This window comes from Pantoea sp. S61, from assembly GCF_016625145.1.
Lineage (GTDB): Bacteria > Pseudomonadota > Gammaproteobacteria > Enterobacterales > Enterobacteriaceae > Pantoea > Pantoea rwandensis_B.
Map to the genome: position 1 here is coordinate 113,322 of NZ_JACVUO010000016.1, position 18,876 is coordinate 132,197.

Annotated in this window: 13 protein-coding genes; 3 read left to right on the forward strand and 10 right to left on the reverse strand. The window is 56.0% G+C overall.

The features are described 5' to 3' along the window. Window positions 1–10: 10 nt before the first annotated feature. Both pbpC and IAE30_RS23570 read right to left on the reverse strand, forming a co-directional pair. Window positions 11–2,329, reverse strand: a complete 2,319-nt coding sequence (gene pbpC / locus IAE30_RS23565; protein ID WP_200681105.1) for a peptidoglycan glycosyltransferase PbpC — start codon at window positions 2,327–2,329, stop codon at window positions 11–13. 6 nt (window positions 2,330–2,335) lie between these two features. Next, window positions 2,336–7,222, reverse strand: a complete 4,887-nt coding sequence (locus IAE30_RS23570) for an alpha-2-macroglobulin (protein WP_200681106.1) — start codon at window positions 7,220–7,222, stop codon at window positions 2,336–2,338. Between the two features lie 155 nt (window positions 7,223–7,377). Between IAE30_RS23570 and sseA the strand changes: the two genes are divergently transcribed. Continuing rightward, complete coding sequence (gene sseA / locus IAE30_RS23575) at window positions 7,378–8,220, forward strand: 3-mercaptopyruvate sulfurtransferase (RefSeq protein WP_200681107.1); 843 nt, start codon at window positions 7,378–7,380, stop codon at window positions 8,218–8,220. A gap of 241 nt (window positions 8,221–8,461) precedes the next feature. On the opposite strand, the gene sseB is transcribed toward sseA, so the two are convergent. The 5 genes from sseB to trmJ form a co-directional block, all read right to left on the reverse strand. Then, window positions 8,462–9,229: an enhanced serine sensitivity protein SseB gene (sseB, locus tag IAE30_RS23580; RefSeq protein WP_045814924.1), complete on the reverse strand. Its 768-nt coding sequence runs from the start codon at window positions 9,227–9,229 to the stop codon at window positions 8,462–8,464. Between the two features lie 123 nt (window positions 9,230–9,352). Then, window positions 9,353–10,639 (reverse strand): aminopeptidase PepB, encoded by a 1,287-nt coding sequence (gene pepB, locus IAE30_RS23585; protein ID WP_045814925.1) that lies wholly within the window; start codon window positions 10,637–10,639, stop codon window positions 9,353–9,355. A gap of 63 nt (window positions 10,640–10,702) precedes the next feature. After that, a complete protein-coding gene (locus tag IAE30_RS23590; RefSeq protein WP_200681108.1) occupies window positions 10,703–11,872 on the reverse strand; it encodes an IscS subfamily cysteine desulfurase in 1,170 nt (389 codons plus the stop codon). Between the two features lie 200 nt (window positions 11,873–12,072). After that, the gene (gene iscR / locus IAE30_RS23595) at window positions 12,073–12,570 is read right to left on the reverse strand and encodes a Fe-S cluster assembly transcriptional regulator IscR (protein WP_038645393.1); all 498 of its coding nucleotides are present in this window, start codon (window positions 12,568–12,570) and stop codon (window positions 12,073–12,075) included. 135 nt (window positions 12,571–12,705) lie between these two features. Beyond that, window positions 12,706–13,449 carry a tRNA (cytosine(32)/uridine(32)-2'-O)-methyltransferase TrmJ gene (gene trmJ, locus IAE30_RS23600; RefSeq protein ID WP_038649961.1) on the reverse strand — a complete coding sequence of 248 codons (744 nt, stop codon included), beginning with the start codon at window positions 13,447–13,449 and terminating at the stop codon, window positions 12,706–12,708. A gap of 121 nt (window positions 13,450–13,570) precedes the next feature. On the opposite strand from trmJ, the gene suhB reads away from it, so the two are divergent. Next, complete coding sequence (gene suhB / locus IAE30_RS23605) at window positions 13,571–14,374, forward strand: inositol-1-monophosphatase (RefSeq protein ID WP_034825653.1); 804 nt, start codon at window positions 13,571–13,573, stop codon at window positions 14,372–14,374. Between the two features lie 42 nt (window positions 14,375–14,416). Here suhB and IAE30_RS23610 read toward each other — a convergent pair whose 3' ends face one another. Next, window positions 14,417–15,400: a nickel/cobalt transporter gene (locus tag IAE30_RS23610; RefSeq protein ID WP_200538085.1), complete on the reverse strand. Its 984-nt coding sequence runs from the start codon at window positions 15,398–15,400 to the stop codon at window positions 14,417–14,419. Further along, window positions 15,391–16,017 carry a DUF1007 family protein gene (locus tag IAE30_RS23615; protein WP_038645388.1) on the reverse strand — a complete coding sequence of 209 codons (627 nt, stop codon included), beginning with the start codon at window positions 16,015–16,017 and terminating at the stop codon, window positions 15,391–15,393. Before IAE30_RS23615 ends, IAE30_RS23610 begins: the two co-directional genes overlap by 10 nt. Before the next feature lie 156 nt (window positions 16,018–16,173). On the opposite strand from IAE30_RS23615, the gene csiE reads away from it, so the two are divergent. Then, on the forward strand, window positions 16,174–17,442 hold the full coding sequence (gene csiE / locus IAE30_RS23620; RefSeq protein WP_200681109.1) for a stationary phase inducible protein CsiE: 1,269 nt from the start codon (window positions 16,174–16,176) through the stop codon (window positions 17,440–17,442). Here the strand turns inward: csiE and IAE30_RS23625 are convergent. Beyond that, window positions 17,439–18,575, reverse strand: a complete 1,137-nt coding sequence (locus tag IAE30_RS23625; RefSeq protein ID WP_038649952.1) for a 3-phenylpropionate MFS transporter — start codon at window positions 18,573–18,575, stop codon at window positions 17,439–17,441. The two genes, csiE and IAE30_RS23625, sit on opposite strands and share 4 nt — an antisense overlap. Between the last annotated feature and the right edge of the window lie 301 nt (window positions 18,576–18,876).

The following is an 18,876-nucleotide window of genomic DNA, read 5'->3' on the forward strand; positions in this document are numbered from 1 at the left end:
ACGCGGCTATTTAACCCCGAATAAATGAGACGGATGCCAGTTGACCCGATTCATCCATGACCACCAGTTGATACTGGCCCGGTTCACTGAGGACCAGCGCCGCACTGTTTTGCCCCGCTTGCTGTTCGACCGGCTGCCCGTTCAAAAACCACCAGCGCTGCGATCCCCTTCCGCCCTGTACGGCAACCGGCAGCACCAAGACCACTTTGCCCGGCAACGGCTGCACGCGTTGCCCCTCTATCACCCCCGTGATTAAGAGCGGTGGCGCGCTGCCCTGATTTAAGGGTGGGCAGCGAGAATCGACCGGCGGCAGGCGCTGCTCGCGGCGCTCGGACAGCGGCAGCCAGGGTTCCAGCGGCAGTGGCCACATCAGACTCTCCTGGCTCTGTGCGCCGGGGCAATCTGCCGCCACACGTAAGCCCTGAAGGTTGACCCAATAACGTTGACGTAAACCATTCACACCTTCCTGACCGGGTGCCAGCAGTGTGGGTGGCACAGTTCGGTTCAGTATCCAGCTCTGGCGACGCTGGCGACAGTTATCGTCACCCACTGGCAAGGGTTGGCCTCCGGGCCAGCAAATGCTCATGGCGCTGACTGAATCCGGCCGCGGATCGCGCGGCGCACCGCGCACTGACATATGCCCCGCCAGCAGATTATTGACCTGGTTCATCACCGGTACCGCAGAGGCAAAACCAAACTGACCGGCAACCGGTGTGGCATCCGGTCTGCCAACCCACACGCCGATTAAATAGCGGGGCGTAATGCCAATCGTCCACGCATCGCGGTAGCCATAACTGGTGCCGGTTTTCCAGGCCAGCGGTGCAATATCCGGAACGGCGCCCGATGGCTGAGCTTCTCCAGCCAGAATGCGCCGCACAATCCAGGCTGCGCCCGGCGAAAGCAGTGGCCGCTCTAGCAATGGCTGATTGGGCAGCCAGCGCAGCTGCGCGGCACTCCCCTGACGGGCAAAAGCGCTATATGCCGCGACAATCTCATCCAGCCGCGCACCCGTGCCGCCGAGCACCAGTGAAAGATTGGGTTCGGCCCCTGCCGGAAAGCGCAGATTCAATCCAACGTTACGCAGACGCGCCGCCACCGTTTTCGGGCCAAGCGCATCCAGAAGTTGGACTGCAGGTAAATTCAGTGAACGCTCCAGCGCCTCGCTGGCACTTACCGGGCCGTGAAAACCGGCGTCAAAATTACCGGGACGATAATCACCAAAACGGCGTGGCACATCCTGCAGCAGTGATTCACCGTGGATCAGCCCCTCATCCAGCGCCATGCCGTAAACAAAAGGTTTCAACACCGATCCGGGGGATCGCACGCTGGAGATCATATCGACATGCCCAAAGCGACTGTCGTCATCGAAGGACACTGATCCTACATAGCCGCGCACTTTCATGCTGCGGTGATCCACCACCAGCAACGCCAGCGAGGTGCGCGGTGGCAGCTGGTTTTTTAGCGATGACGCCAGACTTTCCAGCTCGCGCTGCAGCGACACATCAATGGTCGAACGAATTTTGTTGTCGGGTGAGAGCGACAACAGGCGACGCGCCAGCAACGGTGCCATTTGTGGAACCTGACGCGGCGGTAGCCACACCGCTTCCTGTTTGATCTCCGCTACATCCTGCGCTGACCACACCTGATACTCTGCCAGTCGATCCAGCACTTTATTGCGCGCCACTTCCGCACGTTGCGGCCAGCGATCCGGGCGCAGACGGCTCGGTGCCTGTGGCAGCACGGCGAGCAACGCGGCCTCACCTTTGGTGAGCTGAGACGGCGGCTTGCCCAGCCACATCCAGCTTGCTGCGCCAATGCCTTCCACCGTGGCGCCAAATGGCGCACGATTGAGATAGAGTGTGAGAATATCGCGCTTGGATAAGTGCCACTCCAGCTGTAGCGCTCGCCAGGCCTGCACCACCTTGCCACGCAGCGTACGCGGTTGTGGATCGATCAACCGCGCTACCTGCATGGTCAGCGTACTGCCACCTGAGACGATGCCGTGATGCAGCAGGTTTTGCCCGATGGCACGCACAATCGCCATCGGATTGATACCGGGATGGTGCCAGAACCAACGGTCTTCGTAAGTCAGCAGCGCCTGAATATACTCGGGCGAAACCTCTTCAAGCGTCACCGGATAGCGCCAGATGCCTTGCTTGTCGGCAAAACGCCATAGCGGCGTGCCATCCTCAGCGACCACCACGCGCGCAGGTTGCACTTCCTGCAACGGCAGGGGATCGAGTCGATTCAGTAGCCCTATACCGACGAGCATCAGCAGTAAAAAAAGCGGCAGCCAGCGCCACCGCTTCCGTGCGTAACCTTTTTTCATTACCGCTTAGCGCACATTTAATTTTTCCGGCGTGGTGCCAATCGCGCGCCACTCTGGCACATACATCGATTCAACCTGCGGTGGCGGCAGGCGATAGCTGCCCGGCGTCACGGCTCGCGCCAGATATAGCAGCGTGCCCGGCGTGTAGCCATCCAGCGCCAGTGCGGCGACAAAGCGATCATCGCGGAACTCGATGTGTTTGATGTTGGCCTGCTGCATATCCATCATGCTCTCCTTCAGCGCATCAGCACTGTCGCCCAGGCTGGCGCTGCTGTCGCTCAGGTTCTGGTTTTCCAGTTCCAGCCCTGCAGGCAGCAGATCCACCACCAGCGCATCACTGACCCGCTCGCTGGCCGCCACTTTCAATCGCACCACCAGCAATTCACCACTTTTCAGGTTGGTGAGGTCGGCAGGCTTACCGTCCAGGGTGAAAAACTCACGGGTGATCTTCAGCACGTTGCTGATCGGCGACGGTGCCGTTTGCGGATAGCCCACGACATTGAGCGTGCCGTACAGCGGTGAGGCATTGTCGCTCTTCACCAGCAAGCCCTGTCGCAGCTGATCTTCGCTGATGCCCATATTGAGCGTCTGATTGCTGCTCAGCGGCTCGCCTCTTCCCTGAAGCGTGGCCTGCCATTGTTCACCTTTGTGCTGCTGCAAGGTACGTGCAGCGAGGAACAGCGCATTGTTTTCCTGGGTGGAGAACCAGCGCTGCCCATGTACCGCTTTTGCCAAATCAATCAACAGCGGCCCCTGCATATCGGGCAGCAACTGATTTTCTGTGAGGAGTGCGAGAATCAGCGCACGGTCACGCACCGGGCTGCCGTAATCGCCTAACCAGTTGTTGGGTTTGCGCTCAAGCCCGATGCCCTGCGCCAGCGCTGACTGCGCACGCTGCTGATCGCCCATGAGCTTCAGCGCCACTCCCAACTGCACCAGCGCCAGGCCAGACTTCGCCTGCTCACGCTTTTCATACAGCGCACGCAACGCACCGAGCGGCGCCTGCTGCTGACGTGCCAAAACCAGACCCGCATAAGCCTGCACACTGAAGCGCAATCCATCAGCATCGCTGCTCCAGCTGGTTTCGATTTGCGCCGGATCCTGCAGATAACGTAGCAAGCGCTCATCGGCACGGCCGATTACCCCTTCCGGCACGCTGTAACCGGCTTCGTTAGCACGCAGCAGGAAATCGGTGACGTAAGCTGTCAGCCAGAACTCTTCCTGACTCTCTTTACTCCACAAACCAAAGCTGCCATTGCCGCGCTGCATACCCGCCAGGCGCGCAATACCCGTGGCAATCGATGCCCGGCGAGCCTCATCGGTGCTGGTTTTGATACCCAGCGCATCCAGCTGCGCTTTGTTGGTGAACACCGATGGCCAGATGCCACTGGCGGTCTGCTCCAGACAGCCATAAGGATAGGCATACAGCTGACTGATAAAGCTGGCGATATTCAGAGGTGGACGATTACTCAGCGACAACTGTCCCGTCAGCGTATCCTTTTGCAGACCGTTAAAGGCACTTGCCACCACCTGCCAGCTTTGGCCAGTTTGCATCACGTTGTCGAAACTCAGGGTTTGGGCAGGATAAGCCGGACGCACGCCGATAGTCCATTTACGCTCGCTCGACGCCAGCGTCTCACCCGGCAGACTCATACCTGAGACCTTGACCTGCACTGCCCCCTCACCAAAGGCACCCTGCGCTTTAACCGGGATTGGTAAGGTCGTGCGCGCGCCCTTCGCCAGTTGCACGCTGGAAGTGACAGTGCCGTTCAGGGCGATCAGCCCCTGTGTGGTTACATCGACTTTTAACGTCTGCGGCTGATCGGTCAGGTTGGTGAGATCCAGCGCCAGCGTCGACTGGTCACCGCTGGCCATAAAGCGCGGCGTCGCCAGTTCACTGATGAGCGGCGCGGCCACCACCATTTTGCGTTCTGCTGAGCCGAAGCTGTCTGCACTCCACACTTGCGCCATCAAGCGTAACTCGCCATTAAAGGCCGGAATGGGGAGTTCGATCGTGCCTTCACCATTGGCATCCAGCGTGACTGGCTGCAGTTGTTGTGCAACGATCTGCACATCGGTGACCGGCTTTTTACCGCCGCGCGACAATGCATCGGCATCGTCGCCATCACCACCGAAACGTAGTGCCGCCAGCTTGCCGCCGCCTTCGATCAACTGACCATACACATCATATTGATCGGCGTTGTAACGCTTACGGCCAAAGAAGGCGTCCCACGGATCCGGCGTTGGGTAATCAGTGATGCTCAACACGCCACTGTCGACCGCTGACAGCAAGACCTGAACCTGCTTAGGCAACTCACCGCCTTCACGGCTGGCTTTCACCTTCACTTTTATCGTCTGCTCAGGGCGGATTTTTTCAGGCGCATCCATCGCCAGATTGAGACGTCGCGCTTCGGTCGCCATCGGCAAATGCAGCAGCCCCACCGCCCTTTTCGGCGTGGTGCCGTTGGCTTTATCGCCGTCACGCACCACGATGGCGCTGAGATAGAGATCGTGACGCTTCCAGCTCTCATTAATCGGAACATCAATGGTCGTGCCACCGGCAGGAACGTCGAGCGGCTGCCACCACAGCGTGCCGCTGCTGGACTCCACCATCAGATAGCCTTTACCGGCAGCCGGTGATTCCACCTGCACTTTTGCGGTATCACCCGGTTGGTAGGCGCTTTTATCAATTTTCAGTTTGACCTGATCGGGACGTAACGCACCGGTGCCATCAGTGTTGTCCTGCCACCAGTAACCTGCATTAAAGCGCACGCTGCTAATGATATTCTCACCCGCATGCACTTCCAGACGATAAGTACCCCACTCCACCGGGAAGCTGATTTTCTGGCTGCCCCCAGCCGCAATGTTGATCCGCTGCTCATCTTCCTGCAGATCCTTTTGGTCATAGCGTGACTGCCAACCTTCGCTGTCCGAGAAGCTCCAGTAATAGTCACGACGTTCGTGAATCAGACGCACATCCAGATCCTGTGCAGCCAGCTTCTCACCTTGCGGGTTGGCATACACCACATCGAACTCCGCGAGACCGTTCTCCGGTACGGTGGGTTCGTCACGATAACGATCGGTGCGATAGTCATACACCGATTCGCTATTGAACAGCGGACGAATCCCCGGCAGCGCGGGCGCGGGCCAGATCGATTGGGTCGCGCGGCGTGTCACCGGACGGCCCCCCGTTTCCAGCAGGCTGGCTTGCAGGATGAGGTTGAGCGGCGAGTGACTTTCTGCCCAGCTGCTTTCCACGTTTAACTGCAGTTTGCCGCTCTCATCCAGCTTGTCATCAACGTCATCGAGACTGCGTTTTAGTTCTTCAGTGATATCGCCAAATTGATAGCCGGGCAGCGCTGCCACGGCTTCACGCGCCGGGCGCAGGAACAGCTGACCTTGCAACTCATTGCCGGCGGCCGGTGCGCCATACAGATAACGACCCTCAACATCAAAGGTCACTGCTGCATCAGGTTTCACGGGCTGCGCGCTGTTGCTTAGCGCCAGCGCCATGCGTTCAGGCAGAAAATCTTCTACGTGGAACGACCAGCTGCGCGGCTGGTTATCACCGCTGTTGATGCGCAGCGTCCATTCACCGGTCATGGCTGAAGCCGGAAGAGCAAAGCGCTGCTGGTATACCCCATTTTCTGGCTGCCATACGAAGGTCTGGGTGACTTCACCATTGGGTTGCACCACTTCGGCTTTGACCGGTTGTGACGGCAACGGCTTGCCATTGGCATCACGCAGCAGCGCATTAACGATGACCGTTTCACCAGGGCGATAGAGATCGCGCGGACCGAACAGGAAGAACTGTTTATCGTAACCCTGCGGACCATCAATCGGGAATTCGGCCAGATCCAGCGCCGGGCGATTGAGATCGATCAGCGAGGTTTGCCCTTTCTGCGTTACCAGCAACAGTTTGCCTTTGGTGTTAGCTGGCAGGCGCAGATGGCCATTGCTGTCACTGGCGCCACTCGCCAGCTGCTGGCCTTTCTCGTCCAGCAGTCGCACGTTAACATCTTCCAGCGGTGCGCCATTGGCGAGACTTTGCGTAAAGAGTTCCAGTTGATCCGGAAAGCTGTGCAGTGATAAACCAATGTCACTGAGCGTGAACAGGGTTGCCGGTTGAGTGTAGTTATAAGTGCCGGCCTGTTTCATCACCGCCAGATAAACACCAGGCTGTTTAAGCGCATCAACGTCGCCGAGCGGCAACTGCATCTTCTCACGCGTGTTGCGGCCCGGATTGAGATCAAAACGTCCGCTGTAGACCAGATCGGCATTTTTTAGCAGGTCGCGTGATTCCCAGTACGACAGATTATTGCCGTAATTCCACTGGGCGAGAAAATCGGCCAGGGCGGCACTTTTTACCCGGAAAAAATCAACATCAATGTTGTTCACATTAAGCGCCAGCACCGGCAATCCCTGCGTCAGGCGCAGCGGCAGCAGCGATCCACGGCTGGCGAAGCCCACCATCGGCTGGATATCGCGGGTGGTAAGTGTCTGGCTGAAAGGGCTGCCTAAGGTGCGACCATCGGCGGCTTTCAGGTCTGAATCAATTGAGATGGTCAGCTTGCGCGCAGGTTCAGGATGACGGAAGCGCAGCGCCTTGCCGTTTTGCGCCAGCTCCCAACCGCCATCCACTTTGCCGCTTTTTTCATCGCTGATGTGGATTAGCGCGTTGAAGTCCTGCTTGTTATCGATAGCGGTGTTGAAGGTCAACACTAACGCCGCAGCGCCATCCAGTTGCAACTCTGAGAGATCAATAACGGAAAGCGCTTGTGGCGCGCGTTGTACCGCTGGCGCATCAACCGCCTGCACCGGCAGCAATGTGCCGCCTAAAAGTATCCCGCCGAACAGCACGCTGAGCAGCAGTCGATCAACACGTTTTACCATGGTAAGTCCCTCACCAGCCCCAAAAGGTTAAAAGTAGTGTGCTGCGCAATTTCACATCAACCTACTCACTTTAGCAACGATACCCTTGAGATAGCGTTCACATTCCCGGACACTGGGTCTTTCCGTTTTCTGATGATTGAGAAGAGGTTGTTGCGATGACAGCTCCCCTGTTTGTCTCTGCCGATTGGTTAAAAGAGCATTACACCGATGAAACGTTGCAGGTTTTAGATGCGCGCATGTTGCCGCCAGGTCAGGAAGCGGTTCGCGATATTCAGGCGGAATATCTGGCAGGGCATTTACCGGATGCGCCGTTCTTCAATATCGAAGGCTTGTCCGATCACACCAGCGCATATCCACATATGATGCCGCGCCCGGAAGCTTTTGCCGTGGCGATGCGCGAATTGGGGGTCAATCAGGATAAACATCTGGTGGTGTATGACGAGGGCAATCTGTTCTCCGCGCCCCGTGCATGGTGGATGCTACGCGCCTTTGGCTGCGTCAATGTGTCGATTCTGGCGGGCGGTTTGCAGGGCTGGAAAGCGGCAGGTTTTGATGTGGCACCGGGTCCGGTTAATCTGCTGGAAGGCGAGTTTGAAGCCCATTACGACCAGGGTCTGGTGAAGCGTCTGACCGATGTGTTGTTGATCAGCCACGAAGGCGGCGCACAAATCGTTGATGCCCGTGCCGCCAATCGCTTCAATGCTGAAGTGGATGAGCCTCGCCCCGGTCTGCTGCGCGGACATATCCCGAATAGCCTGAATATGCCGTGGAACAATCTGGTGGTAAACGGCGAACTGAAACCAGCGGCTGAACTCCGCGATTTGTTTGAAAAAGCAGGTATTAAACTGGATCAGCCCATTGTCGCCAGCTGTGGTTCAGGTGTGACGGCGGTGGTGGTGATTCTGGCGCTAACGTCGCTGGGCGTGCGTGACGTCACGCTGTATGACGGCTCATGGGGCGAATGGGGCAGCCGCGACGATTTACCGATTGAGAAGTAATGTTTAGCCAGACGATTGGGCTGCTAAGCAGAGCAAGGAAGGGCAACTAGCAAAACAAACTTCTGAGCATGACAATCAAGGGGGAGCTAGCAGAGTAAACTTTTGAGCATGGCAATCAAGAGGAGCTAGCAGAGCAATCTTTTGAGCATGACAATGAAGGTTAGCGGCGCGATGTCGCGCGTTTCTGCAGCCGCATTTTGGCTGACAGATTCGCAAGATATCGCACCGCTACAAGCGATGTTTAAATAATCCGCTGGCTGCCTTTGAAGTCGCGCAGGAAACTCCCCCAGCGACGTTCATAAAAAGGCGTGATGTGCGCGGTAAAGAAATGGCTGACACCTTTCTCCTCGCTCACCACTTCACAGATATCAATCGGTGCATCATCTGCCAGCGTATCGGTTGCCACGCTGCCTGCCGCCTGAATGATCTCCTCGATATTGCTATCCGCTTCGATACCGATCAGCAAATTGGGTTCTTCCGTTGCGCTCTCACGAATGCTGGCAATATAAGCACGACGTACCTGTTTATACTTGGCAAACAGCTGCGTCAGTGAATCAATCATCTGTGCGGGTGGTTCAGCCACTTCCGACAGAAGCAGCGCATGGCCCCCTTCCAGTACCGTTTGCTGACTCAGCGCACTGCCCTCTTCACCGATCAAATGGGCAATCTCACCCGGTGAAAACTCTTTGCCGGCGGGCAGCTTAGGATTGAGGAATAGGCTCTCACCCAGGGTCATTTCGAACAGCGTGCGCGCGGGCAGGCGCAGGTAAGGTTGCTCTTCTTTAATCGCTTCCCCCATTGCTTCTTCTGAGGTGAAGAACGGGATAACACTGCCGCCGCCCTCTTTTTCCCAATGCTGTAATTCCACAGGTGAGGTGGCATCGAACTGCTCTGCAGGACTTTCACCCGGCACCCAAATGTCAGATTCCAGCAGCAGTTGAAAGAATTCCGGACGGTGCGCAGGCTCGGTGGCGGCCAGCTTCAGCACCTCTTCAAGACGATTGCTCATTTATCAAGTTCCAAAAAAACGGCAAGCTCATGCACGAGTTTTGCCGCTTTAGCGCTGTGTGGTCGCCACGAATGGCGACCCTGGAGAATATTGACGCAGCGTGCGCACTCATGCGCACCGGCTTTATTTCAGTAACAGATTGGCGATGGTACGCACACCCAGACCGGTTGCACCGGCTGACCATTGATCCACCGCGCTTTTACGGTAAGTCGCAGAACAGTCAATGTGCAGCCAGCCCTGCTGATACTTGCTCACAAAGTGAGAAAGGAACGCCGCCGCGCTGCTGGCACCGGCTGCATGCGCCGGACTCGCGATGTTGTTCAAATCGGCAAAGTTTGACGGCAGATGGCTGCGGTGGAATTCAGCCAGTGGCAGGCGCCAGAAGGCTTCATTTTCACCGGTTGCGCTACCCAGCAGTGATTCCGCCAGAACATCGTCAAAGGTAAACAGGGCGTGATAATCGTTGCCCAGCGCCGTTTTCGCTGCACCTGTCAGAGTTGCTGCATCGATCAGTAACTCAGGATTTTGCTCGCTGGCATCAATCAGGCCATCGGCCAGCACCAGACGTCCTTCCGCATCAGTGTTCATCACTTCAACGGTCTTGCCGTTGCGATAGCGAATGATGTCGCCGAGACGGAACGCGTTACCGCTCACCATGTTGTCTGCACAGCACAGGAACAGCTTCACACGTTTGGTCAGGCCACGTGAAATCGCCAACGCCAGCGCGCCAGTCACCGTCGCTGCACCGCCCATGTCGGATTTCATCGAATCCATAAACGCGCTCTGCTTCAGGCTGTAACCACCGGTATCAAAGGTAATGCCTTTGCCGACCAGGCAAGCGTATACCGGCGCATTTTCATCGCCGCCTGGGTTGAAGTCGAGCGCCAGCAGCACAGGTGCGCGGGTTGAACCACGGCCCACGGTGTGAATACCCGCATAACCCTGCTCGCGCAGATCTTCGCCTTTGGTTATGCGATAGCTCACTGCGTCACCGCCCACTTCGCTGATCAAATCGATCGCGCTGTGCGCCAGTTGTTCCGGGCTGAGGTCTTCCGCAGGCAGGTTGATGGTGTCACGTACCCAGTCAACGATTTTAAGGCGACGATCAAATTCTGTCTGATCGTTTTCGCTTAATGCTGGCCACTCTACCTGGCGTTTACCTTTCGGGCTGCGATAGCCTTGCCAGAATGCCCAGCATTTTTCCAAATCCCACTCTTCGCCGCTCAGTGCGACGTGGCGGATCCCCTGACCGTCCAGCTTGCGCCCTGCGCGCTGGATGCTCATCAGCGCATCGGCGCCAGTCAGGTGAAGGGTCATGCCACTTTCAGTGCTGCTCAGCAGTGCTTTTTCACCCCAGCGCGCATCGGCGGCCTGGGAGCTGAGCGTAATCGTCATCGGTTGTGTTGTCATCGCGTAGCTCCGTTTGCGTTAGGTGTCACCTTGCGCCAGAACCGGCGCAAGGGAGTGCATGAATTAGCGGGACGTGGCGGGCGTGAATGCCCGTAAACGGCTGACCGCTTTATTGACCAGCTCAATGGCGTAGTCAATTTCCTCTTCGGTGGTGAAACGCCCCAGCGAGAAGCGCAGTGAACTGTGTGCCAGTTCCTGCTCAACACCCATGGCGCGCAATACATAAGAGGGTTCGAGACTGGCCGAGGTACAGGCAGAACCCGATGACAGCGCCAGATCTTTCAGCGCCATGATCAAGGATTCACCCTCAACCTGAGCAAAACTGAGGTTCAAAATATTCGGTGCGCCCTGCTCAAGCGAACCGTTAATCTTCACATTCTCTAAGCGGCTGATACCGTGCCACAGACGTTCGCGCATGGCCGACAGACGTGCCATTTCACTGCTCATCTCTTCACGTGCGATACGGTACGCTTCGCCCATGCCAACAATCTGATGCACCGGCAACGTACCGGAACGCATACCGCGCTCGTGTCCACCACCATGCATCTGCGCATCGATCTGCAGTTTCGGTTTACGACGCACCCACAGCGCACCAATGCCTTTAGGGCCGTAAAGCTTATGCGCTGAAAACGACATCAGATCCACCGGCAGTATGGCGACATCAATCGGCAATTTACCGACACTTTGGGTGGCATCAACATGGAACAGGATGTCACGCGCGCGGCACAAGGCGCCGAGCGCAGCAATATCCTGAATCACGCCGGTTTCGTTGTTCACATGCATCAGGGAAACCAGCACGGTATCGTCGCGCAGCGCAGCTTCCAGCATTGCAGGCTTAATAATGCCATCACTGCCGGGTTGCAGATAAGTGACGTCGAAACCTTCACGCTCCAGTTGCTGACAGCTATCCAGCACCGCTTTGTGCTCAGTTTGACTGGTAATGACGTGTTTGCCGCGTGCCTGATGGAATTGAGCCGCACCTTTGATGGCGAGGTTGTCAGCTTCAGTGGCACCGGAAGTAAAAACGATTTCACGCGGATCGGCGTTGACCAGCTCAGCAATCTGATTGCGCGCCACATCAACGGCTTCTTCAGCCTGCCAGCCAAAACGGTGAGAACGGGAAGCGGGGTTACCGAAGGTGCCATCCAAAGTGAGGAACTGCATCATTTTGGTGGCGACACGCGGATCGGCAGGCGTTGTCGCTGCGTAATCCAGGTAAATCGGTAATTTCATTGCGCTAAAACTCCGTATAAAAAATCATACGTCTTTATAGCACGATTCAGCCCCGGCTGTGTGAACCCGTCATGCTCAAGCCGCAGGTGCGTTGGCTGCGCTAATTCCCCCCAGTCACTTACTGATGTAAGCGCCTGGGGATTCATTCGCTTGCCGCTTTCCTGCACCTCGAATTATCAAGGGTTGGGGCTTAGAAGGGATTAAGCACGCAGATTAACGTTAATGGTTTCCTGCATACGGTGCTGCTGGAAGCGACGGTTGTCGGTCATGTTCTGACGGTCAGCCACATCCAGAATTTCCTGGTTGTTCACCAGTTCAGCCAGCGTAATGTTGTTGAGGAATTCGCTGATGCGCTCACTCAGATCACGCCACAGGACGTGAGTCAGGCAGCGCTCACCGCCCTGGCAGCCTTCTTTGCCCTGGCATTTGGTGGCATCAACAGATTCGTCAACCGCCGTGATCACCGCGCCAACCGCAATCGCGCCGGCATCTTTACCTAACAGATAACCACCGCCCGGACCACGAACGCTGGCCACTAAACCGTGCTTACGCAGACGTGAGAATAACTGCTCCAGATAGGAGAGCGAAATGCCCTGACGCTCAGAAATATCAGCCAGCGGCACCGGGCCCTCGTTTGAGTGCAGTGCAACGTCCAGCATAGCGGTTACGGCATAACGTCCTTTGGATGTCAGTCTCATAGCATACAACCTCGTAAGCGTCCGTCCGGGTATCGGCGGGCTATCTGATGAATTGACGCCAGTCTGCCATTCCTGAGTAAAACGGTCAACTATTTAACCAAGTAATTTACTCAACTATTTAACCAACTGTTTTACTCAACTATTACCCTTATCACCTTTAGGCTTTTGGAACGAAGCCAGCATACCGCGCAGGATATTAAGTTCATCACGTTCCGGGCGCGCGCGAGTATAAAGACGACGCAGTTTACTCATCACCTGGCTCGGGGTGCCTTCGCGGATAAAGCCGCTGTCCAGCATCATCTTCTCGATGTGTTGATAGAAGCGCTCCAGATCGTCCACTAACGGATACGGTGACTCTTCTTCTTGTGGCTGAGGATTGGCCTGTTCCTGCGCCTCCAGCCATGCCATACGCACTTCATAAGCGATGATCTGCACTGCCATCGCCAGGTTCAGCGAGCTGTATTCCGGATTCGCTTGAATGGCGACGTGATAGTGGCACTTCTGCAACTCTTCGTTGGTCAGGCCCACGCGTTCACGACCAAAGACTAAAGCCACTGGTGCCTGCTGGCCCTCTTCCACGCTTTTGATACCGCATTCACGTGAATCCAGCATCGGCCAGGGCAGCGAACGGGAACGTGCGCTGGTGCCGACAACCAGGCTACAGCCCGCAATCGCTTCGTCCAGCGTGTCCACGATTTTTGCATCGCCAATCACATCGCTGGCGCCGGCGGCAAGAGAGATGGCCTGCGAGTCAGGTTTGACCAGCGGATTGACCAGATAAAGATTGGTTAAGCCCATGGTTTTCATGGCGCGAGCGACAGAGCCCATGTTGCCAGTGTGCGAGGTTTCTACCAGTACGATTCGGATATTTTGCAGCATAATAGTGAGCGGTGAGAAAATGATGGCGCGTAGCCTAGCATAAAAGCAGGACATTTGCTGAACACCCTGATATACTCCGCGCCGTTTTCACCCGTTCTTTAACATCCAGCGAGAGATACCGATGCATCCGATGCTCAACATCGCCGTGCGCGCAGCGCGCAAGGCCGGAAATTTAATTGCCAAGAATTATGAAACCCCGGACGCTGTCGAAGCCAGCCAGAAAGGCAGCAACGACTTCGTTACCAATGTTGACCGCGACGCAGAACGTCTGATTGTCGAAGTGATTCGCAAATCCTACCCGCAGCACTCCATTATCACCGAAGAAAGCGGTGAACTGGCGGGTGACGATCAGGACATTCAATGGGTAATCGATCCGCTGGATGGCACCACCAACTTCATTAAACGTTTACCCCACTTCTCAGTTTCAATCGCAGTGCGCATCAAAGGCCGCACCGAAGTGGCTGTGGTTTACGATCCAATGCGTAACGAACTGTTCACCGCTGTACGCGGTCAGGGCGCACAGCTGAACGGCTACCGTCTGCGTGGCAGCACCGCGCGCGATCTGGATGGCACCATCCTCGCGACCGGCTTCCCATTCAAGCTGAAGCAGCACGCGACCCCTTACATCAACATCGTCGGCAAACTGTTTACCCAGTGTGCAGATTTCCGTCGCACCGGTTCTGCTGCGCTGGATCTGGCTTACGTGGCCGCTGGCCGTGTGGACGGTTTCTTCGAGATCGGCCTGAAGCCATGGGATTTCGCCGCAGGTGAACTGCTGGTGCGCGAAGCGGGCGGCCTGGTGACAGATTTCACCGGCAACCACGGTTACATGATGTCAGGTAACATCGTTGCAGGTAACCCACGCGTTGTGAAAGCCATGCTGGCGACCATGCGTGAAGAACTGAGCGAAGCGCTGAAGCGCTAAGCACAAACAAGGCGGATATCACATCCGCCTTTTTTTTCGTCGTTAAAACGGACGCAACCCGCTACTCATCATCGGCTGTGCACTTTGCCACAGTAACCCCCCCGCTAACATCAGCACTACCCCGCCCGTTAACGCCAGTGCAGACATAACGACTTTCGCCCGTTGCGAATCGCCGTTTGCCGCGCCCAACCTCTCGGCCAGGCGACGCGAACGCTGAACTAACAACCCCATTGCAGACACTGTCACGGCGGTACCGATGGCCATCGCAATGGCAGAAGCCACGCCCCACGCATATACGCCAATCACCTTGGCAAACAGCAGCATCATGATGGCACCAGAACAGGGACGCATGCCCATGGATAGCACCACCAGCGCCTGAGTTTTGCCACTCACTGCCTGCTCCATCTGTTCCGCACTGGGTAAATGGGCGTGACCGCAACCGCAATGTTCATCATGCTGATGGTGCGGGCGAATGGCGCGGATCTGCATTTTTTGCGGCGCAGGACGCAATCCCTGATAAAGAGCGCGCAAAGCGCGCCAACCGACCCAGACGCCCAATGCCATTACCAGCAGGTAGCTGCCCTTCTCCAGCCAGTAACTGCCGAGATGCATCTGCCGCGATGAGGTTTGCAATACCACCAGCATCACTGTGACCAAACCAATCGCCACACCGCCTTGTAAGAGTGCGGCCAATAACGTCAGTTTCATGCTGGTTTTTAGCTTCGCGGGATGCGTTGCCAGAAAGGTGCTGATGACCACTTTGCCGTGCCCTGGACCCAACGCGTGCAGCACACCATAAGCCAGACTGAAGAGCATCAAGGTCAATCCCGCCTGCTGAGGCTGTTCAGCGACTTGCTGCAGCAGTTGGGTCATCTCTCGATTCAGGACTTTCTGCCACAAAACACTTTGCAGCAAAATTTGCGACCAATGCTGCCACAAGGTAAATCCGGCAGCCAGCATCACTACGGCCAGCAACCATAGCGGCCACAAACGGCGTGATCGAGAAGGCAGTGAAATCAATGACATGTCAGGGTTACCGTTTGCGCGAATTGCTGACCAAGATCCATGTCTTCCGGCGGCGCATCGGCTTTATCCAGCGACAGCGCGTATTGCTTGAGCGAGTCATCCGGTTTTGGGGTATGCAGGTCAATCTGACAGTGTGCTTTGACGCTGTCGTCCATGGTTAATGCCTGTGGGTTATCGTAATACATATCAACAAAGTAGCTTGGGTCAAAGGTCTGAATGCGATACTGTTTTGCGCTCAACGACTGGGGTTCACCAAATGGGACGATGAATTCCAGTACCGCTTTATTGCCATTGCGCGACAAATTGTACTCCTTAGGTAAGTTCAGGAACTTCACCCGCGTTTTATCCTGCCAGACTTCAGAGAAATAGTGCTGGCCCAATACGTTCGCCATCACCTGAGCCGCCAGCTTTTTCCATACCACATCGCCCGGTTTCGCCTTGCCTGCATCGTAAAGCAGATCGGCCGAGGTGATTTCATCCATCGTCCACACCATTTTCATCCCCGTCAGATGATCTTTGTCGCTAACGAACTCGGTTTTCATATCGATAAAGCTGTGCGGATGTGACCAGGCCGCTGCACTGAACAACAGCGTAAAAGTAATAAGCGCAATTTTCATGTGTTATAAAGTAACAATTCTCAAGTGAAGATTATACTGGTCCAGAAAAACTGTGACCCGCCTAAAAGCTCTGAGCAAAAGTCACGACAAAGTGCAGGGTTACCGCGTGGAGTTAGCTATTCTTAGCTCAAAAATGACCCGCGGATAATACTATTGATGAGTTCTGCACCTTCATCTGCACCACTCTTCAGCCGTGCCCAGCGTCGTTGTCATCTGCTATTGCTACTGTTTCTGCCTGCTCCCGCGCTAACGCTTGAAAAGATCTGCCAGTTAAATGGTGTTGATCCTGCCGTTGCCCGACAGGATATCGCGGATGTCGGTGATGAGATACAGCGCTTCCATCAACTGGAGTTACACCAGATGGTGGATGGCAGCTTCCGCATACATGGGACGGAACTGGACAGGCGGCTCTGCCTGCTCCATTGGCTGCGACGCGCGCTGCGCCTGTCGCAGGATTTCGTCTGCGAACATTTTGCTCCCGTGCTGCGTCAGCGCCTGAAAGTCCTCAATATCGAAAAGGCGCTGTGGGATGAAACCAATCTGCAGGCGTTAATTCGACATTGTAGTCTGCGACTAAGCCGCGATTTCACGCCGCGCGATCGCTTGTTCCTGCAAATCTTTATGAAATACGCGCTGTGCCAACGGCAAAATGCACTGTTTAATGAAAAACAGCGGGCATGGCTGGCAGCGAAAACCGAGCGTGCTGCCGCAGATGATGTGATTCACCACTGGCAGAAACGCTGCCATTTAGCGCCGGACGTTAGCGAAACCGACTTCTGGACGCTGCTGTTCAGTTTGATTCATGCGCCGGATGGGAATCAGCTTGAAGACCACCAGGCGCAGCAGCTCATGCTGGCCGTAGAAGCGTTAATCGCCCGTTTTGAACAGCTGGCGCAGACACGCGTCAAAAATCAGCACGAGCTGAAATTGCAATTATTCACGCATCTGGCGCAAGCGCTGGATCGCAGTCACTTTGCCATTGGGATCGATAACAGTGTGGCATTGGACGTGGCGCGTCTTTATCCACGTTTACTGCGCACCACCGAACGCGCGCTCTACCACTTCAGCAGTGATTTCGGCACGGAATTCAGCGCGGAGGAAGTCAGTCTGGTGGCAGTGTTGTTCGGGGCCTGGCTGATGCAGGATAGCGCACTGCAGGAGAAGCAGGTACTGCTGTTGACCGGCGCGGATGCGGCAATGGAACAATTACTTGAGCAGCAAATCCGCGAGATAACACTGCTGCCCATCAACATCACTTATCAGGATATGCTGCACTTTCAGCGAGAAGGTGCACCGCGTGACGTGGCGCTGGTGATCACACCTTACGCCACATCGTTACCGCTGTTCTCCCCCCCACTGATCCATGCCGAGCTGCCGCTAAGCTATCATCAGCAGCAGCGCATTCGTCAACTGCTGGAAGCTTAAGCGGCGCGCGGACGCAGGAACAATGCAGGAAGCGCCACCAGTGCCATCACCCAGAACAGATGTCCCTGTAAATGGGTAAACAGCACGCCGCTGATCATTGTCATCACTGCAATCCCGCCCCCCATCGCCAGTGCAGAATAAAGCGATTGCAACCGAATCACTTCGGCGCCCTGACGTGCGGCTATAAAGCGCATTGCCGCCAGGTGACATACGGTGAAGCTGCCACAATGCAAAATCTGAGCAGCAATTAACAGCGGCAGCGCGGTGCTGGATCCCAGCATCACCCAGCGCACTAACGCGCAACAGCATGAAAGTAGCAACAGGTCACGGGCACTCCAACGGCGAAACAGACGATTGCTCAGCGCAAATATGACGATTTCCGCCACCACGCCCAACGACCATAGATAGCCAATCACCGATGCGGAATAGCCTGCTTCCTGCCACCAGATGGCACTGAAGCTGTAATAAGCTGCATGTGCCCCCTGCATTAGCGTCACGCATAACATAAAACGCCAGACCGCGTTCTCTCGTAGCATACCGCGCCACGCCGCCCAACCGCCGCTTGCCCCCTGCCGCGCATCACCTTGTGGCCGGGTTTTAGGAACTAACATCATGCCGCTAAGCATTGCCAGCAAGCCCACACTCAGCAGTGCCAGAATCGCCTGTGATGACCAGGCACTCACCAGCATCCCCGTCAGCGCAGAGCTAATCACAAACGCCAGCGAACCCCATAGCCGCACCGGGCCATAAGCCAGGCCAATTTGCTGCGTCCAGGTCGCTGCCAGCGCATCGCTGAGCGGCACCAACGGCGAGAAAAACAGGTTGAAGCCCACCATGACCAGTAACAGCCATAACCATTGGCCGCCAAACCAGAAACCTAACGCAAACAGGCACGTCATCAATGCCAGCAGCCGCAACGCCAGAATCAGCTGAGAGGGATTTTTAACCTGCGAGGCGATTAGCAGGCTACCGACAAATCGCGCCACCATGCCGCAACCGAGCAGTAAGCCGATTTTTTCAGCATCCAGGCCTATGCCTTTGAGCCAGACGCTCCAGAAAGGTAAGTAGATGCCGTAACAGAAGAAGTAGGTGAAGTAGCTGAGTCCCAGCCATCTGGCCGATCCGATGGTCATTTTGCCTCCCACAGGCATGTCAGCTGCGCCCGCAGCCCATTGGGCCGCTACTTTGTCAGAGGCTTGAACAAAAGTGAAATGAAAGGTCGGAGAATCGTCTTTTCTGCGAAAGGCTTCGCATCGGAAATCATACCTCAGACACCCTAATAACAAGGTCTGCGTGAATGCTTCATGTGCGGTGTATGCGGTGTGTGCGGTGTGTCAACTCTATTCAGCACGGGTCGCGTGCATAAAAAAGGATGGCCAGCGCCATAATGCTTGTCAGTTAAGATCTTAATGGAGGCCGCAACGGATAACGTTG